The sequence below is a fragment of the Nocardia abscessus genome (assembly GCF_015477775.1).
GTDB lineage: Bacteria > Actinomycetota > Actinomycetes > Mycobacteriales > Mycobacteriaceae > Nocardia > Nocardia abscessus_A.
Map to the genome: position 1 here is coordinate 340,482 of NZ_JADLQO010000007.1, position 16,821 is coordinate 357,302.

A 16,821-nucleotide genomic window follows, 5' to 3' on the forward strand; every position below is an offset into this window, starting at 1 on the left:
CCGGTCACTGACGCCGCGACCGGTGGACGCCGGTTCGGCGGTCGCGATCACCGACCGGTGCGGCGGGGAGACCCGATGACCAGGCGAACCGGTGTCGTCCCCGACCTCAACGGGTCTGCTCGTACTGCGGCGTTCCTTCGCCACCGGTGACGAGCTGATCGACCGGCGATGTCCGGGTCTGCGCGGAAACGCCCAGTTGCCGCACGAGTTCGGCGATCAACGCCGTGCCTTGCCCGGCCGCGGCGGTGCCGAAGACGAATCGATCGGGCCGCAGCACGACGACGCCGCCGGTGCGCAGTCCGGCCTTGCCGAACCACCGGGTCAGCGTGCCGGTGTGGTCTTCGACGTCGATGACGTCGTCACGTCCCTCGCCCGGCTTGCCCTGGGGGCGTCCGCCCAGCGGGTACACGGTGACGAAAGCGACGTCGAGATTCCGCATGATCGCCAGTTCTCCGGCTCCGATCCCCAGGCGGGGATCGACGCCGTTGCCCAGGATCGCGAACCCGATACCCAATTCCTCGTCCAAACGCCGATGACGTCCGTCGTAGTCGCGCACATCCGGCTGCGGGGCCAGGGTTCCCTCGATACCGCGCAGCCCGCGGCGAGGCAGGCCGAGGTATGCCCCACGACGGAAACGCGGCCGTGGCTTCATTTTCGCGCCACGGATCCAGCCGCCGAGCCCAGGCACGCGCAGCGCGGTGGTGAGCCCGATGTCCCGGGCCGCCGCGACCACCCTGTTGTCGATGGAGACGAGCTTCTTGTTCAGCACCGACAGATCGATCATCGCCTCGGCGTGCGGTCTCCGCTCGGACTCGTAGCTGTCCAGGATCTCCAGCGCCGCACCGTGTTCGATGATCGCGGTCAGCTTCCAGGACAGGTTGTCCGCGTCACGCACCCCGGAGTTCATGCCTTGACCGATGAACTGTGGCGTCATGTGTGCGGCATCGCCCGCGATGAGGACCCGGCCGTCCCGCCAGCGGTCGGCGACGACGGCGTTGAAGGTATAGACGAGCTTGCGCAGCACCTCCACTTCGTCCGGGTCGACGAAACGGGCGATGTGGCGGCGCACGGTGTCGGCGTCCTCCATCTCCTCCTTCGTCTGCGTCTGCGTGAGCATGAACTCGAACCGGTGATGCCGGCCCGGCTGCGGGCAGGACACGATCGGCAGTTCGGGATCACACACGAAGTCGAAATACGGCAGATGCCGGAAAGCGTCGACGCCGTCACGGGCTTTCAGGTCCACCACCAGCCACCGTTCCGGAAAACTGGTGCCGGACATATCGATGCCGAGCTCGGTGCGCACCACACTGCGGCCCCCGTCGCAGCCGACCAGGAACTTCGCCCGCACCCGCTCGGCGGTGCCGAGGTCGGTGTCCGCCGGGAATTTGCCGTATCCGGTGCCGCGGCACCCGGCGTGCTCGACGTTCACACCGTCGGCATCCTGATCGAAGCCGACGACCTCGCGACCGCGCCGCACCGTGACGTGCGGGTAGCGGCCGAGAGCCCGTTCGAGGGTGTTCTCCAGATACGGCTGGTACAGGAAATTGACCACCGGCCAGCCCAGCGGCCGATCGATCCGGTGGAACTGCGCCAGCACCGAGCCGTCCCCGCGCACCCACTGCACGGTCGAATCGACGTTCATGTCCGCCGCCAATTCGTCCGCCGCACCGGCGGTCTGGAATATCCGCATGCCCTCGTCATCGGTGTAGACCGCACGGGCCAACCCGTAGTACTCCGGTTCACGTTCCAGCACCAGCACCCGAACCCCGCGCCTGCCCAGCAGATTGGCCAAGGTCAAACCGGTAGGGCCCAGGCCGACCACTACGACGTCGACATCGAAGACACTCATCGCGACAGTCCTTCCGCCAGTTCCGGAACAGTCGTCTCCGGTGTCCGCACCGACCACAGCGCTCGGCGGAACTGCGCGAACTTGTCCAGCACCGTCTCCCCTACCGCGGTGTGGCCCCAGATGCTGATGCCCTGATAGGTGCTCGGCTCCCAAGTGGATTCCAGCTCCGGACCGATCACCACCGGGTTCCACCCCACCTCCAGCTCGAACCCGGACGGCGTCACGCAATAGAACGACAACTCGCGATCATTGGTGTGCTGGCCGACCGACCATGCCATCCGGAAACCCAGATCGGTGACCCGCCCGAACGCGGCCAGCATGTCGTCCAGGCTCGCGGACTGAATGTTGATGTGCTGCACCCGGGTTCGAATCGGATCGATCTTCACTCCACGCAGGTTCGCGATCGCGATCGAGTGGTGCCGTTCGTTCACCCGCAGGAAGCGGATCTTCATCGTCAACCCGGAGACGTTCTCATCGATGTAGTCGGTCAATCGCGCGTCGAACACGGTGTCGTAGTAACCGCGCATCGACTCCGGCTCCCGGGAGAGGATCGCGACGTGGCCCATCCCCGCCTCCCCGGTGACCCAGCCGGAACCGATCATCCGCAGTGGCTCCGGCGTGGTCACCGGGGTGGTGAAGATCTCCGTGGCGATGCCCTTCGGGCCGGGGAAGCGCCACAACCGCTCCACGCCTCGCGATGCCGCCTGCTCGGCGGTGCCTTCCTCGATCGGCACCCCGCGACCGCCGACCCGCGCGAGGATGCGGTCGAAGGTCTCGTGGTCGTCGACCTGCCAGCCCAGCGCCGTGACGTCCTCGGCCGTCCCGCGGCGGATCAGGAAGCGGCAGGCGCGGTCGTCCAGGCGGAAGCGCAGCGCGTCGGCGCCGAGTTCGTCGACGTGCATGCCGATCGCGAGCGCGCCGAACCGGCGCCAGTCGGCCAGCCGACGCGAATGCACCACGACATAACCCAGGTGCACCGCGCCGAACACCGACCCGTCGGTGTTCGGCCGGGCGAACCGGCTCATGCCGCCGCTCCCAGGAACGCACCGGCCAGCTCGTTGAACAGCTCCGCGCGCTCCCACTGCACCCAATGACCGGTCCTGGCCGCCAGGTACAGGTCGCAGTTCGGCATGGTCTCGGCGAGCATGCGCCCACCGGAGGGACGATTGACCTTGTCTTCGGCGCCCCAGATCACCAGCGTCGGGTTGCGCACCTGGGACAGCCGGGAATCACGGGTGAAATCCATCCGCCACAGCGTGCGCAACGCCGACGGACCCGAGGGGCGGCGCAACGGCGGCTCGGCCACCACGGCCGGGTCGAGACTGGCCCGATAACGGTCGTCGATGATCTCTTCGGTGACGGCGCCGGCGTCGTAGACCAGATACTCGCGGATGAATTCGGCGAGTTTGGCCCGGCTCGGACCGTCGCCACCGTAATAGGACAGCAGCGACTGCAAGCCTTTGGTCGGCAACGCGCGCGTGGTACCGACACCGCCGGGCCCCATGAGGATCAGCTTTTCCACCTTCTCGGGCCGATCCATCGCCAACCGCAATGCCGCCGCTCCCCCATAGGAGTTGCCGATCAGGTGTGCCGAGCCGATGTCGAGGGCGTCCAGCAGCCCGCCGACCGCCGCGGCCAGGTCGCCGAACGGGTCGGACTGGTCGATGCGTTTCGTCGAACGCCCGTAGCCGGGCATATCGGGCACGATCACCCGGAACCGCCGCGCCAACGGCTCGATGTTGCGGGAGTAGTTCGACAGGCCGCCTGCGCCGGGCCCACCACCGTGCAGGAGCATCACGGCCGGACCGGCACCGGTCTCACTGAAGAAGATCTCCCGATCGCCGACCCGGATCACCCGCCCGGTCTCGGCGGCGTTGTCGATGGTCACCACTACCTCCAGATAGCTAAACTGATGCAATCATCAGTTATGGGGAAATGCTCTGTCAAGCACAAATGATGAAATCATCAGAATTGGTTGCACGGCGAGGCGAGGTGCGCCAGAGTGAGGGTTCGAACCTCTTCGGCGTTCATCGAGGCCGCTGCGCTCGGCGAAAGGACTGCCCGCGATGAACCGCATCGATGTGCACCAGCACCTCATCCCGCCGGACTACGCCGAGATGCTGCGCGCCCACGGTGTCACCGCCCCGGGTGGGCGTGAGCTCCCCGAATGGAGTCCCGAGGCGGCGCGTGCGCTACTCGCGCAGGCCGGGATCGCCTCGGCGGTGCTGTCGGTCTCGACCCCCGGCACCACCTTCCTGTCCGATTCTGCACAGGCGGCCGGACTGGCACGGTCGCTCAACGACTATTCCGCCGCACTCGCTGACGCCGAACCCGACCGGTTCGGGTTCTTCGCCACCCTCCCCATGCCCGACGTCGGCGCGGCCGCCACAGAGGCCCAGCGTGCCCTCGACGACCTGCGCGCCGACGGTGTCGTGCTGCTGGGCAACGCGGCGGGCACCTACCTCGGTGAAGAAGGGCAGGACGAACTCTTTCGCGTCCTGGACCAACGCTCGGCCGTCGCGTTCGTCCACCCAGCCGACCTGCCCGCGCCCGCCGTGCCCGGCGTGCCGCCCTTCGCCGCGGATTTCCTGCTCGACACCACCCGGGCGGCGTTTCTGCTCGTGCGCAACGGAATCCGGCGTCGCTACCCCAACATCCGCTTCATCCTCGGCCATGCCGGTGGGTTCGTCCCCTACGCCGCCCACCGCATGGCGCTGGCGATCTTCAACGACACCGGGCACAGCCCACTGGACGCCCTCGACGACTTCGCCGGGTTCTACTTCGACACCGCGCTTTCGGCGAGCGCGGCCACGCTGCCGAGCCTGCTCGCGTTCGCCGAACCCGGGCACGTGCTCTACGGCAGCGACTGGCCCTTCGCCCCCGAACCCGCGGTCCACTACTTCAACGCCGGGCTGGAGACCTTTCCCGGTTGTGACGACGCCACGCGGCGAAACATCGAGCGCGACAACGCCTTGGCACTGTTTCCCGAGTTCGGCGAGGTCACACCCACTCCGGAACCACCGCTGCTCGCCAGGGCACGGGCGAACCTTCGACGGCGGCTGTTCCGCAGCGCTGCGCGGGCGATCGCCCGGCACTGACCCGCTGATCAGCCGCCGCCGCGCACCGGTGTCAACGGTGTAGTCGCTCGAACTCCGTCGCGCAGTGTGCGGAGAACACCGTCACCTCGTCGCCCTTGTCGCGGACGAGTTCTCGTAGCCGCTGCTGGTTCTCGATCCGGGACTGCCGCTGAGTGTCCACATATCGCTGGAAGGCTCGCACGCCCAATGGCGTCGACGGCTTCTCATGCATCTGGCCGTGATAGGTGTAGGCGTCGCCGGCGTGCAACAGCCAGCCGTTGCCGGTGTCCACGGCGACACCGACATGACCGCGCGTGTGTCCGGTCAGCGGAACCATGAGTATCTCCGGTGGCAGGCCCCGCAATTCGCGGACGGCCTGGAAACCGAACCAGCGCTCCGCACGGCTGTCGGACTCGTCGTAGACCGACCATTTCGGCCCGTGTTCGAAGTGCACCGATCGATACCGAAATTCTTCGCGACGGCCGTACGGTCCTTCGATCGTGTCCAGCTCCGCCCGGTAAACGTGCACCGTGGCCTGCGGGAAATCGGCGAGGCCACCCGCGTGATCGAGATCGAGATGCGTCACGACGATGTCCCGGACGTCGGCTCGGGAGAAGCCCAGCGCCTCGACCTGCCGGGCGATCGGCTGGTCGAGAACCGGGTTCGACTGCCGGATGAGCTGTCGTCCCACCCAGACCTCCGGCCGGACCAGAGCCTGCTCGCCGTAACCGGTGTCGACCAGAGTCAACCCGTCGGAGTGCTCGAGCAGCAGGCAATGACACGCTCCGGCGGCCTTGCGCCACACGCCCGGCCTGCCGTCGAACAGACGGCCTCCGAAAGGACGAGTCCCCCCGGCATCCAAGTGATGGACACGCACCAGTCCGCTCCTATCCGTGCCGTCCGGCCAGCCACCCTACCCGCCCCCACAGCCGAACGCGACCGATCTCCATTGCCTCCAAGTAGCAAATCCTGAGGGCGCGAGGGTATTCAACGCTGCGCATCGCGACGTAGCAGGGCGCCGACCAACTCAGTTCTCGCGAGGCGGGAGACCACGGTGTGGTCTCCCGCCTTTGCCATGGTTGCTACCTGCCGAGGAACTCGTCGACCTTCGCGACAACCTGATCGAGTGGAACGTCCGCCTCGATCACCGTGCCGTCGGGCCGGATCAGATCCAGGCGAGTGCGAGTGAGCTTCGAGTACTTGATCACCCACTGGCCGTTGACCTTTGAATAGCGATCCTGGTAGTGCCCGTAGCCGTGCACCCCGAGCGTGTCGCCGAAGAGGAGCACATCCTCCATCCGCCACACGACCTCGGCAGTGGTCGCGGACGTCAGCTCGATCTCCGGATCGAAGCCCTGATGGTGCGTATCGGCGCCACCGATCGTGACCTTCAGGAAGGCGATGAAAGGATCCCTGCCGACAAGGACGGGACCGCCGCTGCCCGTGGTGTCCACCACGACGTCGGGCGCGAGGAGTTCGCGCAGGGCGGTCCATTCTTTCGCATCGATGTTCCGGAAATAGCTTGTCTTGAGCTGCTTGATCGCTTCGATTTCAGCGGCCGAGTCGGCCGCCGAGAAGACGCCCGAGGGCGCTGGGGCCGGCGGCTCGGCGTCGGCGATCGAAATGCCGACGGCACCGAGCATTGTCGCCGCGCCCAACGCCACAGCGGTGCGCAGTGCGCGTCGCTCGCCCGGTCCGGCCAGGAACCGACGAGGATTTTCTACGGACATGTCTCTTCTCCTTTTGAGTGGGGATATCTCGATCGACTTGTGGTCAGTGGCGGATGATCGGCAGGAACGAGCGGCTCAGGGGGCCGGTCCGTGCAGAACCCGAGTTGATGCCGAGGAGTTATCGGCGATGACGCCGCCGGTGTAGGTGTTGCCGTCGGGCCGGGGGCTACTGCGGGAGACTTCCGACTGCCCACGTTCCGGTCGCCGCGCCCACACCAGTAATCGCGATTCGGGCAAGGGCCCGTGATCGACAATCACCCTGATGCCGTAATTGCTCCGCAGCGCAGACACATAGCTCGACGCTCCCCGGACCCGAACACCACCTACGGCCGTCGTGTCTACGTCGACGTCATCGGCGAGAGCCTGAGCCTGAGCCGAATGTCGACCGGTCCTGGTGTCGAACTGCGGAAATAGCGCGCGCTTCGAGCGACTCGATCGCGTTGATCGCCTGCGATGTATCCGGACCACCGGGGCACCACTCTTCCTCGTTGCCGACCGTCGCAACCTGTGGCCGTCGTGGGGACATCCCAGCGGCTAAGTCGCAATCTATCGACTATTCGATAGATATAATCCCATATTCGACAGCACCTTGAGCTGGCAGTGCATACACGTCAAGCCGCATGCGCCACAACTCGGGCAGATCCCCTGCGCGGCGCAATCGCCAAGAGCCGCCGGATCTCTCAGTCCTGTTTGCGGGAACCGGTCGGCCCGCACCGAATCGATGAAGGCAAACGCGATGGCTCGACCAACGGCAAACGCGCCGAGTCGGAGACACGCACGAATGCCCGCCACCTCTCGCGAGGAATGAGAGGCACTCCAGCCGGGCTCCACCCCTGGAGCTGCACGGCAAGGCCCGTCAGGCCGAGCCTGGGAGCGAGACATTGCGTTGAGCCGCAAACTATTCGCGTAAGACCCTCGTCCCGGGTTTGCTTCCGGTGGTCACCCGAGCCGGTGTCCCTGGCACCTTGCCGCCGATTCCGGAATCGGACGAAAGTGGCGCGGGCTCTCATCCCGACCACCCCTGCGCGACGAGGTGCGGCATCGGAATCGCGGTGAGCGCAATAAGTGCCCATTGGTCGTACGCTTCGCTAATGTTCTCTGGTCGGACGCTGTTGTAGAGGAGTGCGCGGTGACCATCGACGTCGACATCTCGCTGCATCCGCTCGACGATCCGGTGCGGGCGTCGCTGCGCGGCGAACACCGCCGGTTCGCCGGTTGGGTGGGACGGATCGGCCGCTACGACCCGGAAGTCGCCCGGTTCGTCGGACACCCGCCGGTTCTCGACCGACAGGACTGGACCGATTTGGCCACCGTGCTCGGCCCGGGCGGCAGCACCGGGCTGCGCGGATACGGCCACGAGCCACCGGACGGCTGGACCGTCCTGGACGAGTTGGACTCGGTGCAGATGGACGGCACCGCGCTGCGCGTCGCCCACGACCCGGCCCTCGAAGTTCTCACCGCGGCGGACGTGCCGGAGATCCTGCAACTGGTCGCACGCACCGACCCCGGCCCGTATGCCCCACGGACCATCGAGATGGGCACCTATCTGGGGTTGCGGATCGACGGCCGCCTCGTGGCGTTGGCCGGGGAGCGCCTGCACCCGCCCGGCTGGACGGAGATCAGCGCCGTGTGCACCGACGCGGAGTTCCGCGGCCGCGGCTACGCCTCGCGGCTGGTCCGTGCGGTCGGCGCGGGCATCCGCGCGCGCGGTGAGCTACCGTTTTTGCATGCGCTCGCCCACAACACGACAGCCATCAGTCTGTACGAGACGCTGGGATTCACACTGCGAAAGCGTTCGAAGTTGACGATCGTGCAGGCGCCTTCCGCACCCGCGAGCGACCTCCGATGACGCGCACGATCGTGGTCACCGGCGGCAGCCGTGGCATCGGGCGCCATGTCGCGCAGCGGTTCGCCGCGGCCGGTGACTTCGTCGTGCTCACCGGCCGGGATCACGACCAGGTCGAACGAACCGCCGACGAACTCGGTGCGACCGGAATCCGCTGTGACGCCACCGATCCCGCCGATGTGCAGCGACTGGCCGGGCAGCTCGGGCCGACGGTGGACGTGCTGGTCAACATGGCCGGTGGAAATACCGATCTCGGGCGGCCGCCCGTGGAATCCCTCGACCAGATCGCGGCGCAGTGGCGAGCCAACCTCGACGCCAACCTCCTCAGCGCGGTATTGACGACCACCGCGTTACGGGATCGCCTGCCCGACGGTGGAGCGGTCATCAACATCGGCTCGATCGGCGCGGAATACGCCGCGAGCTCCTACGGTGCGGCCAAGGCGGCTTTGGCGGCGTGGTCGGCAGGGTTGTCGGCCCAGCTGGCGCCGAACGGCGTCACCGTCAACGTGGTGTCTCCCGGGTACATCGCCGAGACCGACTTCTTCCGTGGTGAACTCACCGACGAACGCCGAGCGACATTGATCGCGGCGACCCACAACAAAAGGGCCGGCCTGCCCGAGGACGTCGCCGGACTCGTCGAATTCCTCGCATCGCCGCACGCCCGCCACATCACCGGGCAAACGCTTCATCTCAACGGCGGCGCTCACACCACACGCTGACTCGACCGGGGTGGGGCCTGCGCATGGTCGGTCCACCGTCCACAGGCCCCGCTGCCCGCTCAGCGCGTTGCAATTATTCCGGCTCGGCACTTGCAGCGAGTTCCCCTCCTCCAGCGGAAATCGCCAACCGGTAAAGGGCCGCTGACCGCCAGGTGTCGTCGACGGAACCGATATGTGACATCGCCCACCTCATCGCACGGCCGAAAATGGTTGGCGGACAACGGTGACACCGGTCGGCGGCGAGATCACCGAGCTCGAAAGGCAATGTCGAACGCGTCCGAATCCCGCGAATAATTCGACTGACGATCGGTAGTCACACAGTTCACGGCACAGAAAGGCACTGCCGCAAATCACTGGCGCCCGACCCGACTCCAGAGGCGCGGTGGTTTCGGACAGTGCGGACGGTCGGAGCTGCGCTGTCGCAACCGCCGCGTCCAGGACGCCACCGGTCCGAATCTTCGCGCTGCGAACGACCCCGGGGATGAGTATGCTCGCTCACCGTTAGTCGAATTACGCTGCGGTCGAATACTTTTGGCAGACCGGTCGGTACGACGGCCTGGTTTCGGCCGTGGCGCCAATTGCCGGCGGCGTAAACAGGGGAGTTCAGAAGTGTCGAGGTCGCACCGGGCACACGGATCGCCAAGATTCACGACCCGCGCAGCAGGCCGACTATTCTCACCCGTCGCGTGTCAGCGGCCTCCCCTCTGCACCTTACCGCGATAGCCGGACCACCTATTTCTGCACGGCCGGATCCGCTTGCGCCAGAGAAGCCGTACGGATCCTGTCGTCGACCCTTGCCTTCGCTTTCAGGAGCCTGTTTCGATGAATTCATCGTCTCTTTCGCATGAAGCGAGACAACCGTCTCGCCTGTCCGCTCCGCCGCATCGTCACGGTGCCCGCGGGTGAAGCTGTATACGGAGGAGTTCGCGGCCGACCCGCACGCTACCTACCAGCGATTGCGGAGCGAGTACGGTTCGCTGGTTCCGGTTGAGGTGGCGCCAGGGGTGCCGGCGACTTTGGTCATCGACTACCGCACGGCACTCGACATTCTCACCGATCCCGCGCATTTCCCGGCCGATCCGAGCCAATGGGAGCAGAGCGCGCCGACGGAGTGCCCGGTGCCGACGGCGATGCGCTGGCGACCGGACGCGTCGCGGACCACGGGAGACGAACATTCCCGTTACCGGACCGCCGTCACCGGCAGTCTCGATCGGATCGATCTGCACACCCTGCGCGACACGGTGGAACGCACCGCGGTAGCGCTGATCAACGATTTCTGCGCGGCCGGATCGGCGGATCTGCTCACCGAGTATGCGATCCCGCTCACGGTCGGAGTGCTCGAGGAGGTGCTGGGATTCCCGCCGGCGGTACGCGAGGACGCGTACACGGCGATGATGAACCTGCGCAACGCCGTCGACGCGGAAGCGGCGGAAGCGAGCCGACGCACGCTCGAAGCGGTGATGCTCGAGGTGATCTCGGCCAAACGGGCAGCCCCGGCACGTGACGCGGCCTCCTGGCTGATCCAGCATCCGGCTCGACTCAGCGAGACCGAACTCGTGCATCAGATGACCATGCTGTACACGACCGGCGCCGAACCCACGTGGAACCTGATCGCGGTCACCGTGCTGTTGCTGGCGACCGACGACCGGTTCGGAGGTGAACTGCTCGGCGGAGCGCTGTCCACCCGGGACGCGATCGACGAAGTGCTGTTCACCGACCCGCCGAAGGCGAACTTCTGCTTCAGGTATCCGAGTCAGCCGCAAGTCGTCGGAGATGTCTGGCTGCCGCAGCATCATCCGGTGCTGATCGGCTTGGCGGCGTGCAACAACGATCCCGCGGCGGCGGCCGGTGAGCGCCAGGGCAACCGTTCACACCTCGCGTGGGGCGCCGGCCCGCACACCTGCCCCGCCCAGTCGGTCGCCATGGTCATCGTCCAGGAAGCGCTCGACCAATTGCTCGACGCCCTACCGGAAATCCGCCTGGCGATCCCCGCCGACGAGGTGACCTGGCTACCGAACTCCTTCCACCGCGCGCCCGCGACCGTCCCGGTGACATTCCCCGCGTCACCACCCCTGCCTTTCCTCTGAAACCGGAACCTCATCCAGCACAGCGAGAGTTGTCGGCGTAGACCCCGACTGCGAAAAGCGAGCCTCGTTACGGCGAACATCCGTACGCATCTTCGCTCATCCCACCGATTCCGTCTCGAAGGAGAACCCACTGACCTACCTCGTCACCGGCGTTCGCGGGATCATCGTCGGCCCGTTGCGCGCGCCGGAAGCGGTGCGGGCGGCAAGCTAGCATCCCGCCGAAACCACCGTGTCGGACGACATCGAACTCGTCGGCCTCGACCCGACCGACCCGGAATCGGTCACCACGGCCTTCGAGGGCGTCGCCCCCATCATCGACGCCGCGAAGGCCCCCGGGTGCCACCCCCATCATGCCGCCGCCCTCCATTGCGGCGGCGAACGATCACCCTCCCCCTGCCCCACTGAGCGGTCGACCACGTGTACGACTACCGCTGAGAGACCAGCCATCGACCCGGACCAACGCACTACGAACCCACCCTGACTAGGCGATTAGCACCGCCCCGCCCTGGTGCGGTAATCTCTTCGAGCGCCCGCACAGCGGACGCAACGGGCTGTGGCGCAGTTTGGTAGCGCACTTGACTGGGGGTCAAGTGGTCGCAGGTTCAAATCCTGTCAGCCCGACATAGAGAAATCCCCTCCGACCTGCATCGGAGGGGATTTTTTCCTACGGTACCGCCCGCAGAGTTGGGGCCAATCTGGGGCCAGACTTGCCCCGCAGGTGCCGCGACAGCTGATTGCCGTCCTCCTGCAATGCCGCGATATCCGGGTGTAGGTACCGCTGCGTGATCCTGGGATCAGTGTGCCCGGCGATCCGCTGAAGCCGATGCAGCGGAACCCCGGCATCCGCGAACCATGTCAGCCCGGTATGCCGGAGGTCGTGACGCCGCAGATGCTCATATCCGAGCTTCGTCACAACCTCGTCCCAATGGGTCGCATCCCGCAGCACTCCCGTTTGGATGCGACCTCCCCGAGGCCCGACGAACAGCCGAGCATCCAACAGCGCCTCTCGCCGCTGCTTCTCGCTCGCCTCCTCCTGGCCACGTTCAACGCGAGCGCGCGCCTCGTTGATCCGCCTGAGGATCAGCGGACGAATCTCCTCGATCAACGGAATCGGACGCAACCGCTTGCCCTTCGTGCCCTTGTCTTGCAATCCACCCGGCCCCGGCGTCGTCTGCCGCCGCAACGTCCACACCCACTGCTCGGTGTCGATATCCCGGACCCGGCAACCCGAAACCTCCCCGATCCGGGTCGCCGTGCAGGCCGCGAACATCACCACATCGCCCCAGCCGCGAAATCGGCCGGACGATGCTTCCGTGAGCGCCGTCATCAACTGCTCGAGCGTGGCCCAATCCGGCAACGCCAACGCACGCGGATCGTCGAGCTCGTCCTCGCGCCGCGCCAGCTGCCGACGCCACCCGCTCACGTCGACCCGGTTGCGATCGATCACTTCGTCGCGCACGGCTTGATCCAGGACCCGCGCCAGTGCTGCCAAGGTGTTCTTGATCGTGGACTCTCCGCAGCCGTCCGCGATCCAGCCCGTCACCGCCCGATCGGCCAAACCGGTTGTGATCATGGTGACCGGCAGATGACCCAGTGTCGGCACCACCCGACGCCGCCAGCCCGCCCGATACGGATCGAGCGTCTTCGGCTCCACGCCCCGCATCGCGGTATCCCAGTGCGCATTCCCGTACTCGGCCAGCGTCGCAGTCGCGGTCTTCGGATCTACACCGCGCAGGGCCGCCTGCTCGATCCCCGAAATCCAGTTCTCGGCTTCCTCCTGGGATTCGAACGTCTTCGACCTCGTGTCCCGGGCCTTGGCCACTGGATCGGTCCAGCGGACCCGAGCCCGAACCATCCCGGCTTTGCCTCGGACCTCGATATAGCCTCGGACTGCGACCCCGAGCGGAATGGCGTCGATGCGGTCGCTCATCACGCCGCCTTCGGATCGATGCGCCTGCTCGACAGGTACTCCATCACGTCGGCGCCGCTGTAGCGGATCACACGATCGGAGATGGCTACGAACGGTGGCCCTTGCGGCGCCTGGCCGGTGCGCCAGCGGCGGAGGCTGGAGGCATCCACCTTCAGCAGCGCGGCAACCTCCTCGGTTGTGTACCAGGCTGTCGGGTCCAGGGGCAAGTAACGATCCGTGTCCATATCGAAAGTCCTGTCTGTTCGTTATTCCAAGATTTGGGGAGCGCGCGGCGCGCTATCCCCACCAGCAATGGGGGTGTGCGTCTGGGTTGGGGCTATGCCTGGTGGCCGGATCGCCCGGACATCCGGGTCCATGAACGCTCCGTATCTGCCCAGTCGTCAACTACCCACTCCTCCAACGGATCTAAGGCCCTGACAGCCGATCCGGTGTGGGTCCGGGGCCGACCCCCACTGCTATCGCGGCAGCGGCCTATTCAGGGCGGATTACGTCCCAGCCGTATGACCGGACACCATCGGGTGGACGGCGGTCGGGTTGTCCGGTGCGGTGACGCGGCGGGCATATACTCGTTGGGCGGGCAGAGTCGAATGGTTCAGGCTGCGCGGTTCTCGAGCATCACCTCCTCCTGCGCATCGGCATCGGTGTCGCGTTCGCCGCGGGGGGCCGTGGCTGTCTCGGGATCGTGGGGGTCGGTGAGCGGGGGTCGCGGTGCAGCAGCGTCGATTTCAATGTCGGTGTCGCCGTCGTTATCGGCGAGTTCGCCGGGATTGGTGGTGATGAGCGCATTTTCGGCGGGCGAGGCGAGAGACCCGAACACCGCCCGGTCGATGCCGGTGACCGCGAGCAACCCCGATCCCCGTGCCGCGGAGAGTAGGAACTGTTTCTCGCCCTCGGAGAGCTGGAATGCGGTAGCGACCTCGTCGATGGCCTGAGGTGCCTGCCGTAGCAGGATTTGGGTCGCAGCGTTGGACACGATCGCGCGCCCCAGCTCCGTCGACAGCACATCAGCGCAATCCTGTGTCGCGACGGTGAGCCCGGCCCAATGCTTGCGGAATGACTTGGCTGCCCGGAACAGGAATTGTGCTCCTGCCTGCTCGCGCAGGAGCAGCCACGCCTCGTCCACGGTGACCATGCGGGGCCGCCGCTGTCCCGGATTCGACACCCGCCGCCACGTAGCATCCAAAACCAACAGATTGCCAATGGTTTTCAGCTCCTCGGGCAGCTCCCGTAGCGAAAACACGACTAATCCGCCCTCGGGCTCGGTGGTAGTCGGCCCGTCGATCACGCTGGCATAGGCACCCTCGCCGACGTAGGGGTGCAGTCCGGCGGCCAGCTCGGCACCGGCGGCCGTGCCGAGTCGGGTGAGCTGATCACGCAGTCCGCTCAGCGTGGGCGCGGGCCGGGTCCAGGTGGCGGGGTCGTCGGTGATCCCGGCGTCGGTGTAGGTGGCTGCCAGCGCGGCGTCCAGGGCCGCCCGTTGCGCGGCGGTCTGGTTCCCCAGCAGCACCTGGATCAGGTTGTGCAGGAACAGCTTCCGTCGGGTGAGCGCATCGGCCGGGGCACTGCGGCGGCCGTCGGGCCGCATGTGGACTTCCAGATCAAACGGGTTGAGCCGGACCCCGGGTGCGCCGAGGCGGATGTGGGTGCCGCCCACAGACTCGGCGAGGCGGCGGTATTCGTCTTCGGGGTCGATGACGACCTGCTCGATCCCGCGATAGAGGGCTCGTAGGATCTCGGTTTTGACCAGGTAGGACTTGCCCGCACCGCTGCGCCCGAGGACGACGAGGTTGTGGTTGTGGGCCTCAGGCCCGAACCGGTCCACGAACAACAACCCCGACGCGGCGTCGCGGCCGTAGAGGACGCCCTGGGGTCGGGCGGCCTGAGCGGGGTCGGCGGCAGGGAGTTGGGGTGAGTCGAAGGGGAATGCCGCGGCGAGGGCGGTGGTGTCGAAGGTCCGCTGGACCCGGATCAGGTCGAGCCCGAGGGGCAACGTGGTCACCCAGGCTTGAGCTGCCCGGTAGGACAGGGTGCAGGTGTCCACGAGCAGGCTCGCCGCCAGAGCGCGGACAGCGGCGACCTCTTCGGTCAGTCCGGTCTCCGTCTCGGCGTGCACGGTCAGATACACCCCGACCCGGAACAACCGGGCTTCGGCGCGTGCGACGCGGGCTGAGAGGTCGGCGGCGTCTTCGACGGCGACGTCGATCTGTGGGTCGGTCAGGCGGCCCCGGCCGAGATCGTGCATGCGGGAGGATTCGAGGCGGGCCTGCTGGCGGCGCAGCCGGGTGGCGGCAGTGGCCGGGTCGATCGGCTCGACGTGCACGGCGACCTCGACACGGCCTGGGTGCGTGAGCAGCGGTGCGAGCCAGCCGGCCGTGACCTCGCGCGGGTAGCCGGTGACCGCGAGGGTCGCACTCCAGTCGGAGCCGATCTCGAGATGGCGGGTGCCGATGGTGAGGGACTCGGGTGCGAACCGGTCGAGGCCCTCGGCGAACGGATCCGGTGATCGGCTGTCGGGGTCGGTAGTGATGACCGTGTCTGTGGCGGCGATGTCGGCGGCGGCGGACACCACGCTCTCTGGGTTGGTGCAGCTGGCCAGCACGGCGGTGGCGGCGTCGTTGTCGAGGGCGGTCACCGAGATGCCGAGGGGGGAAAGGACGTCGGCGGCCTCGGTCATCCGGCCCAGCAACCGGGACTCGGCCGCCCGCCGCGCACCATCCGACAGCACCCGTCCCGCGCGTCTGCGGCCGGGCAAGCGAGCCCGCAGTCCGGTCGCGGTCAGGGGCTGGGTTTGTTCGCGCCAGATCAGCAGTACCTGCCGGTGCACCGGGTCCTCGCGGGCAGCCAGTTCGGTGAGGTGATCGGCGTGGTCGAGGGCTGCCGCGGCGAGGTCGGTTGACATCTGGGCGGCGGCGGCGTGCAGGCCGGTGATGTGCTCGGTCAGGTCCAGGCGTGCCGAGCGGATGAGGATTTGCACGGGTTGGCGCAGAGTGTGTAGCCAGCCCGCGAGTTGGCCGACGAGGCTGTCCTGTTCGGTCGGGGTCCGCAGCGAGAGGTTGAGGGTGCCTGCGACAGCGATGGCGGCGAGGCCGTCGGCGCCGAGGTCGATCACCCCGACACCACCACTGCCGCTGGCGGTGACCGATTCCGGCAGTCGAGCCGCCTGCGTTGTCAACGCTGCCGGGGAGGGCATGCGGGGCCGGGTGGTGGTGGCACGGCGGGAGATCCACTTCGGGGCCGCCTGAACGCGAGTGCGGACGAGGTGGCGTGGGCGGAGGCGGTGACGGATGGCGGCCACGAGCAGCAGGTCGGCCGACAAGCCGTCGCGGCGGGTGAGCACCGCGACCGCGACGACGACGAACACCAGGGCAGCGGCGACGGCGAACACCGACAGAGGCAGCAGGGATCGGGTCGCCGCCCAGGTCGAATACAGCAGTACGGCGGTGGTGGCGAGGACAACGAGCTGGCGGGCGGTGAAGGGCCCCAGCAGCCGGTCGGAGCGGTCGACGTCGGCGGGGATACGAAATGCATAGGACCCGTTCGTCCGGGTCTCGTGGTAGCTCATTGGTAGTCACGCATCCTTTTC

The 16,821-nt window shown here is 67.1% G+C and carries 12 protein-coding genes and 1 tRNA gene; 5 read left to right on the forward strand and 8 right to left on the reverse strand.

The window, feature by feature from the left end:
* Positions 1-106: 106 nt before the first annotated feature.
* Genes IU450_RS20595 through IU450_RS20605 form a run of 3 tightly spaced genes read right to left on the reverse strand, consistent with a single transcriptional unit; the run spans position 107 to position 3,737 of the window.
* Positions 107-1,849 carry a bifunctional 3-(3-hydroxy-phenyl)propionate/3-hydroxycinnamic acid hydroxylase gene (locus IU450_RS20595; RefSeq protein WP_195151364.1) on the reverse strand — a complete coding sequence of 581 codons (1,743 nt, stop codon included), beginning with the start codon at positions 1,847-1,849 and terminating at the stop codon, positions 107-109.
* Positions 1,846-2,874: a VOC family protein gene (locus tag IU450_RS20600; protein WP_195151365.1), complete on the reverse strand. Its 1,029-nt coding sequence runs from the start codon at positions 2,872-2,874 to the stop codon at positions 1,846-1,848. The genes IU450_RS20595 and IU450_RS20600 overlap by 4 nt, the downstream gene beginning before the upstream one ends.
* Positions 2,871-3,737 (reverse strand): alpha/beta fold hydrolase, encoded by an 867-nt coding sequence (locus IU450_RS20605; protein WP_416382888.1) that lies wholly within the window; start codon positions 3,735-3,737, stop codon positions 2,871-2,873. Before IU450_RS20605 ends, IU450_RS20600 begins: the two co-directional genes overlap by 4 nt.
* A 178-nt stretch (positions 3,738-3,915) precedes the next feature.
* On the opposite strand from IU450_RS20605, the gene IU450_RS20610 reads away from it, so the two are divergent.
* Positions 3,916-4,947 carry an amidohydrolase family protein gene (locus IU450_RS20610; RefSeq protein WP_195151366.1) on the forward strand — a complete coding sequence of 344 codons (1,032 nt, stop codon included), beginning with the start codon at positions 3,916-3,918 and terminating at the stop codon, positions 4,945-4,947.
* A 31-nt stretch (positions 4,948-4,978) separates the two neighbouring features.
* On the opposite strand, the gene IU450_RS20615 is transcribed toward IU450_RS20610, so the two are convergent.
* Together IU450_RS20615 and IU450_RS20620 are read right to left on the reverse strand one after the other, a co-directional pair.
* On the reverse strand, positions 4,979-5,803 hold the full coding sequence (locus tag IU450_RS20615) for an MBL fold metallo-hydrolase (protein ID WP_195151367.1): 825 nt from the start codon (positions 5,801-5,803) through the stop codon (positions 4,979-4,981).
* 205 nt (positions 5,804-6,008) lie between these two features.
* Positions 6,009-6,656 (reverse strand): nuclear transport factor 2 family protein, encoded by a 648-nt coding sequence (locus tag IU450_RS20620; protein ID WP_195151368.1) that lies wholly within the window; start codon positions 6,654-6,656, stop codon positions 6,009-6,011.
* Between the two features lie 1,129 nt (positions 6,657-7,785).
* On the opposite strand from IU450_RS20620, the gene IU450_RS20625 reads away from it, so the two are divergent.
* From IU450_RS20625 to IU450_RS20640, 4 genes are all read left to right on the forward strand, one after another.
* Positions 7,786-8,505: a GNAT family N-acetyltransferase gene (locus IU450_RS20625; protein ID WP_195151369.1), complete on the forward strand. Its 720-nt coding sequence runs from the start codon at positions 7,786-7,788 to the stop codon at positions 8,503-8,505.
* On the forward strand, positions 8,502-9,221 hold the full coding sequence (locus IU450_RS20630) for an SDR family NAD(P)-dependent oxidoreductase (RefSeq protein ID WP_195151370.1): 720 nt from the start codon (positions 8,502-8,504) through the stop codon (positions 9,219-9,221). The genes IU450_RS20625 and IU450_RS20630 overlap by 4 nt, the downstream gene beginning before the upstream one ends.
* A 902-nt stretch (positions 9,222-10,123) precedes the next feature.
* Positions 10,124-11,308, forward strand: coding sequence for a cytochrome P450 (locus IU450_RS20635; RefSeq protein ID WP_195151371.1), 1,185 nt, complete (start codon positions 10,124-10,126; stop codon positions 11,306-11,308).
* Between the two features lie 547 nt (positions 11,309-11,855).
* A tRNA-Pro gene (locus IU450_RS20640) sits at positions 11,856-11,929 on the forward strand.
* 43 nt (positions 11,930-11,972) lie between these two features.
* Here IU450_RS20640 and IU450_RS20645 read toward each other — a convergent pair.
* The 3 genes from IU450_RS20645 to IU450_RS20655 all read right to left on the reverse strand — a co-directional run bounded on the left by IU450_RS20645 (position 11,973) and on the right by IU450_RS20655 (position 16,800).
* Positions 11,973-13,238, reverse strand: a complete 1,266-nt coding sequence (locus IU450_RS20645; RefSeq protein WP_195151372.1) for a site-specific integrase — start codon at positions 13,236-13,238, stop codon at positions 11,973-11,975.
* On the reverse strand, positions 13,238-13,462 hold the full coding sequence (locus IU450_RS20650; RefSeq protein WP_195151373.1) for a helix-turn-helix transcriptional regulator: 225 nt from the start codon (positions 13,460-13,462) through the stop codon (positions 13,238-13,240). Before IU450_RS20650 ends, IU450_RS20645 begins: the two co-directional genes overlap by 1 nt.
* A gap of 368 nt (positions 13,463-13,830) precedes the next feature.
* Positions 13,831-16,800, reverse strand: coding sequence for a PrgI family protein (locus tag IU450_RS20655; protein ID WP_195151374.1), 2,970 nt, complete (start codon positions 16,798-16,800; stop codon positions 13,831-13,833).
* Between the last annotated feature and the right edge of the window lie 21 nt (positions 16,801-16,821).